Source organism: Methylobacterium trifolii, from assembly GCF_022179685.1.
Classification (GTDB): Bacteria; Pseudomonadota; Alphaproteobacteria; order Rhizobiales; family Beijerinckiaceae; genus Methylobacterium; species Methylobacterium trifolii.
The window spans coordinates 1-11,952 of sequence record NZ_BPRB01000037.1; the positions used below are offsets into that span (position 1 = coordinate 1).

Below are 11,952 nucleotides of genomic sequence, written 5' to 3' on the forward strand. Positions count from 1 at the left end.
TCGAGGCCGGTCCGGCCGATCACGTCGCGCAAGCGAGCGAGGTCGCGCCCGGCACGCCCGGCGATGCGGTCGAGGGCGAGCGCCTGTGCCGCGCCGAGGCCGGCAAGACGCGTCTCCAGGGTGGCAAGGCGCAGGGTCGTCTCGCGCGCGCTGCGCCGGCCGGTCCGCGACGGTGCGGCGTCCGCATCGCTGCGTCGCAGGCCGATGCCGACGAACGGGTCGGGCAGGGAACCGGTGACGGAGGGCTCGGACGGCGTCGCGTCGATCGCCACCCCGGACAGGCCGGCGATGGCCGATTGCCGCCGCTCCAATTCGGTCTGGCGCTCGACGGCCGACGAGAGCCGCATCGCCAGGTCGTCCTGCGTCTGGCTCCGGTCGGTGCGGCCCTGGTCGAGGGCCGCCCGCATCTCGGAAAGCCGCGCCTCGTAGGCGACCTGCACCGCCCCCTGGCGGGCGACGAAGGCCGCCAGCACCTCGTCGTGGAACACTACGACGTAGCTCGCGCCCAAGGCCCAGAGGGTGGTGAGGAGGAGACCGGCTGCGAGCAGGCGCGGGGCGCGTGCCGGGCCGATACGCGGGTTCGAAGGTGGACGGCGCATCGCTGACGGCCCGGAGAGCGAGCCGTGATTAGGCGCCGGTAAGGTTAAGGAAGCGCGAAGGCGGCCTCGGCATCATTCCGCGAAGTGTTTCACGCGGTTCGCGAAAAAAATGTGCTGTCAAAAACCCAAGCCGGGGCGCGTGTGCGAAGCCACGCGACTCGGCTTGGGCGCCGCCCGGTCACGAAAGCGCGCGCACGGCCTCCAGCACCTCCTCGGCATGGCCCGGCACCTTCACCTTCGGCCAGATGCGAGCGATGCGTCCCTCCCGGTCGACCAGGATCGTGGTGCGCTCCACGCCCATGTACTTGCGCCCGTACATGCTCTTCTCGACCCAGACGCCGTAGGCTTCGAGCGTCTGCTTGCCCTCGTCCGCGGCCAGGGGAAAGGCGAGGCCGTACTTGCCGCAGAACTTGTCGTGGCTCTTCACGGGGTCCGGCGAGATGCCGATCACCTGCGCGTCGGCGGCCTCGAAATCCCCGAGCCGAGCGTTGAAGTCCTGCGCCTCCAGGGTACAGCCGCTGGTGTCGTCCTTGGGGTAGAAATACAAGACCACCTTGCAACCCTTGAGCGCAGAAAGCGCGAGCGTCTTGCCGCCGGAGCCGGGAAGGGTGAAGTCGGGGGCGGGCGTACCGGTATCGAGGGACATCGTGCCTTCCTTTCGGCCGATTGATGGTGTGCTTGGGAACGGTCTCGGACGAACGCCGTCCGTCGACGCTCAAGGGACGCCGAAGAAGCCCGGATCGTGTCTCGCTCGAGTGTCTCTCGCGAAACGCCCGCTGCGCCATCATGGCCAGGGGTGGCTCCCCGGTGATCGGGCGTTTCGTGAGGTGCACTTAGATCGGGCGGGCGCTTCGATCCAGCGGTCACGGTTCGCGCATGCAGAGGCCGAATGGTTGAGGACACGGCTCAGGGACGGGAACCGCGCGGCGCGGGCCGCCGCCTGGGTGGCATCTGCCTCTGGACGGCGCTGAGCCTCGTCTTCGTCCTCGGACTCGGGCTCGGCATCGGCATCCTGCGCCTGTCCTACGGCCCCTTGCGGATCGACGGCCTGTCGGAGCGCGTCGCGGCCGCCGTTGCGGAGCGGATCGGCCCCGGCTGGCGTATCAGCCTGCGCGACAGCAGCCTCGAACTCGATTCCGAGAACGCGCTGGCCCTCCGCTTTACCGGCCTCGACATCCGCAACCCGCAGGGCGCCCTGGTGGTGCGCGCGCCGCTCGCCGTCGTCAGCATCGACACCTGGGGCCTCCTGCGCCTGAGCCTCCAGCCGCGCGCCATCGAGTTCCGCGACGTGCAGATGACCGCGCTGGTGCACCGCGACGGCTCCATCGCCTTCGCGGCCTCGGAGAGCGCCCATCCTGGGGATGCCGATCCCCACACCCCGCCGAGCGTGGACGCGGCCCGCGGCACCGTCTCGCCGGTCTCGGCGGCGGTGGCCTCGATCTTCGGCGTCGTGCTCGATTCGGCCGGCGTCATCGGCGCCCTCGACCGGGCCCGGATCACCGATGCGCGCCTCACCCTGATCGACGACGACGCGCGCGAGCGGGCAGTGTTCGAGCGCGTCAACGGCCTGTTCGGGCGCGACCCGACCCAGGACGCCCGCCTGTTCGAACTGCGCATCGACGGCCCGCACGGGCAGTGGCGCTTCGGCGGCACCCTGCGCGAGGCGGGCGACGCGCGCCGCACCGGGATCATCACCCTGGACGACCTGCCGGTCACCGACCTGCTGCTGCTCTCGGGCCAGTCCAAGCTGCCGGTGGCCACCGACCTCAAGCTCTCCGCCCGCGCCGACGTGGCGCTCACCGGCGGCCGGATCGAGGCGATGACGGCCACGCTCAAGACCGGAGACGGCACCGTCCTGATCGAGGAGAAGGACTTCAACCCCGTCACCGTGGACAGCCTGACCGCGACGGCGACCTGGGACGAGGCGGGCCGGGCGATGACCCTGACCGGCCTCGACTACCTCGGGGCCGGCAACAAGGTGCACCTCACCGGCGCCTGGGCGGCGAGCCCGGACGGCACCGACTCCGCCTGGACCGCGACGCTCAGCGGCCGGGACGCGACCCTGCGGGGGGCCGCGGCCAAGGACGCCCCGGTGAAGATCGCGACGCTCGACGGCCACCTCACCGGGCGGGCCGGCGGCATCGCCATCGACGACCTCCGCATGACCGGCGCGGGGATCGACGGGCGCATCACCGGCACCCTCGGCACCTCGGCCGACGACGACGGGCTGACGCTCCACGTCACGGCCCAGAACAGCGAGGTCCGCACGGGCCTGCGGCTCTGGCCGGAGAACATCGCGCCCGGCGCCCGCAACTACCTCGTGGACGAGTTGCGCAGCGGCCGCATCGAGGCCGTGGACATCACCGTCGACATGTCGGGCGCCGAACTCGCCGCCGCGACCCGGGGCGACCCGATGCCCGACAACGCGGTCCACATCGACTTCCGCGTCGCGGACGCGACCCTGGAGGTCTCCCCGGACGCGCCGCCCCTGAGCAAGGGCAACGTCGCGGGCACGATCACCGGCCGGACCACGAGCATCAAGGGCGTGACCGCCGACATCCGCATGGCGGACGGGCGCATGCTCGGCATCTCCAACGGCAGCTTCGTCATCCCGGAGATCACGCCGGAGAAGGTCGTGGCGCAGATCGGCCTGCGGCTGGCCGGCGGCGCCGACGCGCTGGCCGCCCTGATCCAGACCAGGATGTTCAAGACCCTCACCGGCGCCGACGTGGACCCGGCGACCGTGAAGGGCGCGGCCGACCTGCGCATCGAGTTCCCCCTCGACCTCAAGCACATCCCCGACCTGCCCGACCTGCCGGTGACCCTGAACGGCACCCTGAGCGACCTCTCGGTGGAGAAGGTCATGGGCAAGGACAGGTTGGAGGCCGGAAAGTTCGCCGTCTCCTACGACCGCAACGGCTTTTCCCTGAAGGGCGATGGCCGGGTGCTGGGCGCCGCCATCACCGTGGACCTGCGCCAGCCCAAGCCCGGCGCGCCCGGCGAGGTCCTGATCGGCATGACCCTGGACGAGGCCTTCCGCGCGAAGAAGGGCTTTCCGGTCTCCCCCCAGCTCTCCGGGCCGATCGCGGTCAAGGCCACCGTGCCGATCGGCCGGCCGGGGCCGGGCAAAGCCCCGGTCCGGATCGAGGCGGACCTCGCCCGCGCTGGCATCGACGGATTGCTGCCGGGCCTGACCAAGGCCGCGGGCAAGCCGGGACGCCTGAACCTGACGCTCACCGACAACGGCGGGGCCGCAGAACTGCGCGACATCGCCTTCGACGCAGCCCCCGCCGCCGCGCGGGGCAGCGCCACGATCACGGCCGAGGGCAGCCTGGAGCGGGCCGAGTTCACAACCCTGAAGCTCTCGCCGGGCGACGACATGCGCGCCACCGTGGAGCGCAGCGGCAACGGCTACCGCGTCGGCGTGAAGGGCGCAGTCGCCGACGCGCGGCCCTTCCTGAAGTCGCTGACCGGTCCGGACGGGAAGGGGCGCGAGCCGAGCCAGAAGGACGTGGAGGCCGACATCGCCCTCAGCATCCTCACCGGCTTCAACGACGAGGCCCTGACCAACGCCAGCCTCAAGCTCTCCCTGCACGGGCGGGACCTGCGCGCGGCCAGCATCACGGGCCGGTTCCGGGCCGCGCCCTTCATCGCCAGCGTGGCCAAGGGCGAGCGCGGCGTGCCCACCCTCTCGGTCGATTCGGCCGATGCCGGCGCGACGCTGCGCTTCGTCGACGTCTACCGCCGGATGTACGGGGGCCGGCTCAACGCCGGCATCAGCCTCAACGACGGGCCGCAGGCGGGCGTCGTCCAGATCCGCAGCTTCACCCTGCGCAACGAGCCGGCCCTGTCGAGCATCGTCGCCCAGACACCGGAACCGCCCGACACCGTCGACGCCCGCGGCCGGCGCCGGCCGGGCCAGGCGCAGGCGAGCGACACCGCCTTCGAGCGGATGCGGGCGAACTTCGTGCGCACCGGCAGCCGGGTCGACTTTTCCGACGCGGCGATCTCGAACGCGGCCATGGGCTTCACCCTGACCGGCTGGCTCGACACCGCCCGCGAGCGCACGGACATCAACGGCACCTTCGTGCCCCTCTACGGCCTCAACAACGTGGTGGCGCAGGTGCCGCTGTTCGGGCCGCTGCTGGCCGGCGGCCACAACGAGGGCCTGTTCGCGGTCAACTTCCGCGTCTCCGGCAAGCTCGCCTCACCCGACGTCAGCGTGAACCCGCTCTCGGCGGTGGCGCCGGGCTTCCTGCGCAAGCTCTTCAGCGCCGGCGGCAACGACGCCTTCGCCGACGGCGTACCGCCGACCCTGAACGGCGACCGGTAGCGTCGAGCGGGCGGCGGGCGGGGGAAGTCCCACAGCCTGAAGCATCGCTTGCGGATCATCGCACCTCCCCCACTCCCCACATCCTGAGGCGCCAGAGCGAAGCGCCGGTCTCGAAGGAGCCCTCCAGAGATCGCGCGACATCTGGAAGGCTCCGTCACAGCCCGCTGCGCGGGCACCCCAGGATGAGGGAGGACGGATAGGAGCAGCCGCGATTCCGTCCGCGTGGAGGCTTGCGAGCCGGAGCACCCACCCAGGTCCCGGCGCGCGAACCCCGTTCAGGCGAGCCGCGCCAGTCGGGCGAGGAGGTCGCGGTCGTGGAGGAGGGCCAGGCGCTCGCGGGGGGTCAGCCAGCGGGCGGCCTCGTCGAGGGTCTCGGCCTCCTGCAGCTTGGCGGCTGCCAGGGCTTGGTCCGTGTCGATCCCTCCGCGCGGCCGCGGAGCGGCCTGCGGCAGCATCCGGACGTGGGCCTCGGCGAGGGCGGGGTCGGCGTGGAGGGCTTCCAGCGGATCGGCCGCGTCGAGGGCATGCGCCGCGTTGCGGGCCGAGAGCAGGCCGGCGCGCAGGGCGATGGCCGGCGGGTCGCGCTCCTCGGGCGTCACCAGCAGGCCGCGGGCCTTGAGGGCGAGGCCCAGCCCGAGCTGGCCGCTCGCCCAGGAGATCGGGATGGCGAGCACCAGGCCGAGGATCGTCGGCGACATCCAGAGGAAGAGCGAGGTGGCGATGGCGAAGGCCGCCACCCCGGAGACCAGGCCCAGGAGCGTGTGCCAGCGGTGCCGGCGCACGATGTCGCGCAGGGGAATCGAGCCGTCGTCGCGCCGCTGCGGGTTCCAGCCGGTGTCGCGCCCGAGCAGGATGCCGACGACGGAGCCGGACTGGATCAGCATGGCGGTGGGTGCCAGCAGCGCCGAGACCAGGATCTCGATCAGGCAGGACAGGACGAGCCGCCCCGCCCCGCCGCAGGCCCGGCGCACCGCGGCGTCGCGCAGGGCCAGCACCAGTCCCAAGAACTTCGGGGCGAGCAGGATGGCCATGGTCAGCCCGAAGAGCTGGAGGGCGCGCACGGGATCGAAGCGGGGGAAGACCGGGTAGAGCCCGAAATCCGGCGAGAAGTATTCCGGCCTGATCCAGGCGGTCTGGAGGGCGAGTGCGATGCCGACCACGAGCTGGCAGAGCCAGAGGGGCGAGGCGGTGTAGCCGGCGATCCCCGTGGCGAAGTGCTGGCGCGAGGCGAAGTGCAGCCCGGCCGCGCCGATGACCCGGCTGTGCTGGAGGTTGCCCTGCGCCCAGCGCCGGTCGCGCACGGCGACGTCGATCAGGGAGGGCGGGCTCTCCTCGTAGGAGCCCTCGAGGGTGGGCAGCATGTAGACCGCCCAGCCCGCGCGACGGATGAGCGCCGCCTCCACGAAGTCGTGGCTGAGGACGTGGCCGCCGAAGGGCGGCTTTCCCGGCAGGTCCGGCAGGCCGCAGGACTGCGCGAAGGCCCGCGTCCGGATGATGGCGTTGTGGCCCCAGTAATTGCCGTCCCGGCCCGACCAGACGGAGAGGCCGGTGGCGATCACGGGGCCGTAGATCCGGGCGGCGAATTGCTGCACGCGGGCAAACAGGGTGTTGCGGTTGATGATGAGCGGCAGGGTCTGGACGATGCCGGCATCGGGGTCGGCCTCCATCGCGGCGGCCAGCCGCACGAGGCTGTCGCCGGTCATCAGGCTGTCGGCGTCGAGCACCAGCATGTGGTCGTAGGCGCCGCCCCAACGGGTGACGAAGTCGCCGATGTTGCCGGCCTTGCGATGGTGGTTCTTCTTCCGGTGGCGGTAGTACAGCCGGGCGTCGTCCCCGAGGCGGGCGCGCAGGTCGAGGAAGGCCCGCTCCTCCGCGATCCAGGCATCGGCCTGCGTCGAGTCGGAGAGCACGAACCAGTCGAAATGGGCGCCGAGGCCCGTGGCGTCCACGGCCTCGCGCATGGCCTCGACAGCGGCGAAGGTGCGCGCCGTGCCCTCGTTGTAGACGGGCATCAGGATCGCGGTGCGGGTGGAGAGCCGCGTGGGCGCGGCCGGCAGCCTCGGCCGGCCGAGGAGCACGAGGAAGCCCAGCACGCCGCTGGCGAAGGCCAGCGCGATCCAGGAGAAGGTCAGCAGGAACAGCACCACGAGGACGTACTGCAGTGCCGTTGGGCTGCCGGAGACCGAGACGGTCTCGTACATCTGCACGCCGCCATAGACCGTCAGCGCCAGCGCCGCGCCGAAGACGAAGGCGCGGGCCAGCAGCGGCCGGGGGTGGGTGCGCCCCGGCCGGTGCCCGCGGGCCGGGTCCCAGGCGGCCAAATCCTGGACCGGCATGGGAAGCGGCGTCTCGGGGGGCGTGGCCGGCGCAAAGTCCGGCCGGGCGCTGATGGGCGGAGGGGCGATGAGGGTTGCGGTCTCGATCATGGTCCCGGTTCGCAAATAACCCTCAGGGCGTCCAGCGGTAGAGCCAGGTTTCGGTCACGGGCCGTTCGCCGCGCCGGAGCAGCAGGCGCAGCTCGCAGGCCCGCTCGCTGCCCGGATCGAGCTCGAAGGCGACCCGCACGGTCTTGCGTTCGGGGTAGAGGTAGAGTTGGCGGCGGGTGATCGCGCCCGGGCCGGCCGAGAGTGCGATGTCGAGGCCGGGCTCGGAGAACAGGCCCTCGCCGGAGAAGTCGACCAGGAACAGGCGGCGGGTGCCCGAGACGCCGCGCCCGCTGCGGCTGGCGCTCACGCTCGCGAGCTGCGGCGGCTCGGGCGGCTGCCAGCACCAGTGCTGGCGATAGGCGAACCGGGTCTCGGCCCCGGCCGCCAGCGGCGCCTTCGGGCGCCAATAGGCCAGCACGTTCTCGTTGAAGGCGGAATCGCTCGGGATCTCCAGCAGGGTCACGGCGCCGGCACCCCAGCCGTCCCGCGGCTCCAGCCAGAGGGAGGGCCGCCACTCCCAATGCTGCACGTCGTCCTCGAAATCGGACAGGCTTCGCGCGCGCTGCATCAGCCCGAACCCCTTCGGGTTCTCGTCCACGAAGGAGGAGATCTGCAGGGCGTCGGGGTTGTGCACCGGGCGCCAGATCGCCTCGCCCGCCCCGTTGCGGATCGCCAGCCCGCCCGCGCTGTAGGCCCCCTCCCGCGCGTCGTCCACGTTGCGCCGGTCGAGGCCCCCGAACAGGTAGCTCGCCTGCATGCCGCCCAGGCCCAGATGGTCGATCTCCAGGCGCGCGAACACCGTGGCCTCCACATCCGTGACCGAGGCCTCCGCACCCGGCTGGAGGGTGATGCGGAGCGCCGCCGCAGCGGACTCGGATTCGACCAGGGCGTGCAGCACGAGGGCCCCCTGGGCAGGCGGCTTCTCGATGAAGAAGGCGCGGAAGGCGGGGAACTCCTCGCCCCGCGCGTCGGCCGGGCGCAGGGTCAGGGCGCGGGCGGTGACGCCGAAGCCCTGGCCCTTGGCCAGGAGCCGGAAGAACGAGGCGCCCTGGAACACCGCGAAGTCGGACAGGTCCCCGCCGTCGAAGCGGGCGCGCAGGCGGAAGCCGGAATAGCCGGGGTCCGGCGTGTCGGGCTTCCTGTCGAAGTCCGGCAGGCTGAGGCCGTCCGCGGTGAAGCGCGCCCGGTCGTAGGCCACCGGCTGCACCCGGCCGTCCTCCACGAGGAACAGGGGCACGGAGGCGGAATAGATCGAGCCGCGATGCAGGGGCTCCAGGGTGAAGGGCAGGCCGTCCCCCTCCCAGATCGCGCTGCCGGGCGTGGTGTGGATCGCGGCGTACTGCTCGCGGCTGAGGCCCTTCAGGGCAGCCGGCAGGTCGTCGGCGCGGGGAGCGGAATAGGCCGCCTTGGCCCGTGCGCGGGCGAGCTGCACCAGCGTGTCCGCCTCGAAGACCGAGCCGGGGACGGGCAGGGGCGGGGGCTCGTCGGCCGCACGCGCGGGGGCGGGGAGTGCGGCGGGGACGAGCCCGGCGCCTGCGACCAGCCCGCCCGCGGCAGCCCGCAGCAGCAGGCTCCGGCGGGTGTGATCCTGCGATCCTCCGATCCCGGGATCGGCGGTTTCGTGCTCGGACTGTCGGTGGGTCGGCGGCGTCATGGGGCCTTCGATGCAGGGGTCGCGCCGGGGCTTACGGCCCGGCGCATCGGTTCGGACGGCGCCGCGCAGGCGCCGCCACTCCGGCGGCCTTTACCACGGGGGCGACTGAACCGGACGTTAAGGCCGGGCCGCCCATCGCCGCGCAAAAGAGCGACGATCCAGCCGGCTCCAAGCTCGCAGGTCACGAAACCTGATACGTTCGGCCTCGGAACCCAGACAGGAGCAAGGCTGATGCCGACCTATGCATTCTCGACGGCGAAGGCGTTGACGGCCGGGCAGCGGGCCAAGCTCGTGGACAGCGTGACCTCGATCCATGAGGTGGAGGCGACGGCGCCGCGCTATTTCGTGCAGGTCGTCTTCTACACGGTGGAGCCGGATTCGATCTTCATCGGCGGCGAAGCGGCCTCGCCCGATCACGTCTGGGTGCGGGCCGACATCCGGTCCGGCCGGACGACCGCGCAGAAGGCGAACATGCTCCGGCGCATCATGCGCGAGACGAGCGAGATCCTTGCGATCTCGGAACAGGCCGTCTGGGTCTACATCTCGGACATCCCGGCCCAGGGGGTGCTGGAGTTCGGCAACGTCCTGCCTGAGCCGGGCGGGGAGGAGCAATGGCTCGCCTCGCTGCCGGGCCCGTTGCGCGAGAAGCTCATGCAGGTGGGCTGAGGATCACAACCGGGGCCGGCCCGTCACGTCCGGCCGGAACGCGGATCGAGGGCGTCCGCCAGCCCGTCGCCGAGCAGGTTGAGGGCGATGAGGGTGGCGACCAGGAAGGCCGCCGGCCCGGCCAGCATGTGGGGTGCGGACTCGATCGCCCGCGCGCCTTCGGCGATCAGCACGCCCCAGCTCGTCTCCGGCTCCTGCACGCCGAGGCCGAGGAACGACAGGAAGCTCTCCAGCAGGATCACCTGCGGCACCAGCAGGGTGGCCGCGACCACGACCGGGCCGAGGGTGTTGGGCACGACGTGCCGGCGCAGGATCGCGAGGGTGGAGAGGCCGAGCGCTTCGGCCGCCCGGACGAAGTCGCGGGCGCGCAGCGACAGGGTCTGGGCGCGCACGATGCGGGCCATGTCGAGCCATTCCACAGCGCCGATGGCGATGAGCACCAGGACGAGGCCCGCCCGGAAGAACACAACCAGGACGATGACGAAGAACACGAAGGGCAGGGCGTAGAGCACGTCGACCACGCGCATCATCGCCGCGTCCACCGCCCCGCCGAGAAAGCCCGCCAGCGCGCCGTAGGCGATGCCCACCACCAGCGCCACCAGGGTGGCGGTCAGCCCGATCAGCAGGGAGACCCGGCCCGCCACGAGGCTGCGGCTGAGGAGGTCGCGCCCGTGCACGTCGGTGCCGAGGGGGAAATACAGGCGCCGCACGGGGGCCGCGACGACGAGGCGGCGGCCGTCCTCCAGGCGCTCGACGATGCGGGCCTGCCCGAACAGGTCCGAGCGGGGCAGATAGACGAGGCTGCGGGGGTCGATCGGGTCCGCGGCAGTCAGCACGAGGCGCAGGGTGGAACCCGTGACCGCGGCCTCCGCCACCTGCGCGCGCATGCGAAACGCCAGCCGCTCGAGGGCCGGGCCGATCCGCTCGGGCGAGGGCTGCGCCTGGAGCGAGGGGGGAAGCTGGCGCAGGTCCGGATAGGAGCGCTCCGGGGCGTGGCCGGTGAGCGGCGGGCCGGCCAAGCACGCGAGCGCGACGAGGACGAGCACGGCGAGCGCTCCCATCGCCCCACGGTTTCGGGCAAGCCGCGCGAGGGCGAGGCGGCCGGGGGAGACCCGAGGCGGCAGGCTCACCGCAAGACCCTCAGGCGCGGATCGAGCCAGGCGGAGGCGAGGTCGGCCACGAGGTTGAAGGCCACGACCAGGATCGCGACTAGCACCACGGTGCCCATCACCAGGGTGTAGTCCCGGTTGAGCGCGCCTTCCACGAAGTAGCGGCCGATGCCGGGCAGGCCGAAGATGGTCTCGACCACCACGGAGCCGGTCAGCAGCCCCGCCGCCAGGGGCCCGAGGATGGCGACGACGGGCAGCAGGGCGCCGCGCAGGGCATGGCGGGCGATGCGGGCGGGCGGCAGGCCGAGGCTGCGGAGCGTCCGGATGTGCGGCGCCAGCAACGCCTCGGCCAGGGAGGCGCGGGTCAGGCGGGCAAGCGCGCCGGCATGCGGCAGGGCGAGGGTGACGACCGGCAGGACCAGGTGAGCGGGCGCGCCGTCCTCCCAGCCGCCGACCGGCAGCCAGCGCAGGGTCAGGCCGAAGCCGATCTGGAGCAGGGGCGCGACGACGAAGCTGGGCAGCGCGAGGCTCATGGCCGACAGCCACCCGACCAGCCGGTCGGCCCAGCCCCCGCGGCGGAACGCTGCGAGGCTGCCGAGGCCGACGCCCGTGACCAGCGCCAGCACCAGGGCGAGGCCGCCCAGGGTCATCGAGACCGGCAGCCCGCGGGCGAAGAGGTCGGCGACGGTGAGGTCGCGGAAGGAGAAGGAGGGCCCGAGGTCGCCGCGGGCCAGGGCGGCGAGGTAGCGGCCGAACTGGACGATCAGCGGCTGGTCGAGGCCGTAGACCCGGCGCAGGTTCTCCATCGCGGCGGGCGCAAGGGGCCGCTCCAGGTCGAACGGGCCGCCGGGCGCCAGGCGCATCAGCACGAAGCTGAGTGCGACGACGACGAAGAGCGTCGGCACCGCCTGGAGCAGGCGGCGGAGGACGTAGCCGATCACAAGCGGGGCCGGGGGCGGCCCGCACGTCTCCCTCCCCCCTCTGCGGGGGAGGGTGCCTGCGGAGCAGGCGGGAGAGGGGAGCGCCGTATCCGGAGAGGGCGCTCCCCTCTCCCGACCCTCGCTAACGCGAGGCCCACTCTCCCCCGCAGAGGGGGGAGGGAAACGCCTTCAGGAACAGAGGCTTGTCGGAGTACCGCGCCGATCCAAGTCGAGCCCGAGACTTG

At 72.4% G+C, this 11,952-nt stretch carries 7 protein-coding genes and 1 pseudogene; 2 read left to right on the forward strand and 6 right to left on the reverse strand.

Going from position 1 to position 11,952, the window contains the following annotated elements; genetic code table 11:
- Both COGEMETH_RS03290 and COGEMETH_RS03295 read right to left on the reverse strand, forming a co-directional pair.
- Positions 1-599, reverse strand: a pseudogene (locus tag COGEMETH_RS03290) (M23 family metallopeptidase); the annotation flags it as partial.
- 178 nt (positions 600-777) lie between these two features.
- Positions 778-1,245, reverse strand: a complete 468-nt coding sequence (locus COGEMETH_RS03295; RefSeq protein WP_238181201.1) for a peroxiredoxin — start codon at positions 1,243-1,245, stop codon at positions 778-780.
- 243 nt (positions 1,246-1,488) lie between these two features.
- Between COGEMETH_RS03295 and COGEMETH_RS03300 the strand changes: the two genes are divergently transcribed.
- Complete coding sequence (locus COGEMETH_RS03300; protein ID WP_238181202.1) at positions 1,489-4,932, forward strand: YhdP family protein; 3,444 nt, start codon at positions 1,489-1,491, stop codon at positions 4,930-4,932.
- A gap of 275 nt (positions 4,933-5,207) precedes the next feature.
- Here COGEMETH_RS03300 and mdoH read toward each other — a convergent pair whose 3' ends face one another.
- Positions 5,208-7,358, reverse strand: coding sequence for a glucans biosynthesis glucosyltransferase MdoH (mdoH, locus tag COGEMETH_RS03305; protein ID WP_238181203.1), 2,151 nt, complete (start codon positions 7,356-7,358; stop codon positions 5,208-5,210).
- 22 nt (positions 7,359-7,380) lie between these two features.
- A complete protein-coding gene (locus COGEMETH_RS03310; RefSeq protein ID WP_238181204.1) occupies positions 7,381-9,012 on the reverse strand; it encodes an OpgD/OpgG family glucan biosynthesis protein in 1,632 nt (543 codons plus the stop codon).
- A 231-nt stretch (positions 9,013-9,243) separates the two neighbouring features.
- Here COGEMETH_RS03310 and COGEMETH_RS03315 point away from each other — a divergent pair, with 231 nt between their 5' ends.
- Complete coding sequence (locus COGEMETH_RS03315) at positions 9,244-9,678, forward strand: tautomerase family protein (RefSeq protein ID WP_238181205.1); 435 nt, start codon at positions 9,244-9,246, stop codon at positions 9,676-9,678.
- Positions 9,679-9,701: 23 nt separating this feature from the next.
- Here COGEMETH_RS03315 and COGEMETH_RS03320 read toward each other — a convergent pair whose 3' ends face one another.
- Both COGEMETH_RS03320 and COGEMETH_RS03325 read right to left on the reverse strand, forming a co-directional pair.
- Positions 9,702-10,808 (reverse strand): ABC transporter permease, encoded by a 1,107-nt coding sequence (locus tag COGEMETH_RS03320; RefSeq protein WP_283214952.1) that lies wholly within the window; start codon positions 10,806-10,808, stop codon positions 9,702-9,704.
- Positions 10,805-11,728, reverse strand: coding sequence for an ABC transporter permease (locus tag COGEMETH_RS03325; protein ID WP_238181206.1), 924 nt, complete (start codon positions 11,726-11,728; stop codon positions 10,805-10,807). The genes COGEMETH_RS03320 and COGEMETH_RS03325 overlap by 4 nt, the downstream gene beginning before the upstream one ends.
- Between the last annotated feature and the right edge of the window lie 224 nt (positions 11,729-11,952).

Coding starts and splice junctions, on each gene's coding strand:
- COGEMETH_RS03295 (WP_238181201.1), bottom strand. CDS start 1,245: ATGTCCCTCGATACCGGTACGCCCGCCCCCGACTTCACCCTTCCCGGC.
- COGEMETH_RS03300 (WP_238181202.1), top strand. CDS start 1,489: ATGGTTGAGGACACGGCTCAGGGACGGGAACCGCGCGGCGCGGGCCGC.
- mdoH (WP_238181203.1), bottom strand. CDS start 7,358: ATGATCGAGACCGCAACCCTCATCGCCCCTCCGCCCATCAGCGCCCGG.
- COGEMETH_RS03310 (WP_238181204.1), bottom strand. CDS start 9,012: ATGACGCCGCCGACCCACCGACAGTCCGAGCACGAAACCGCCGATCCC.
- COGEMETH_RS03315 (WP_238181205.1), top strand. CDS start 9,244: ATGCCGACCTATGCATTCTCGACGGCGAAGGCGTTGACGGCCGGGCAG.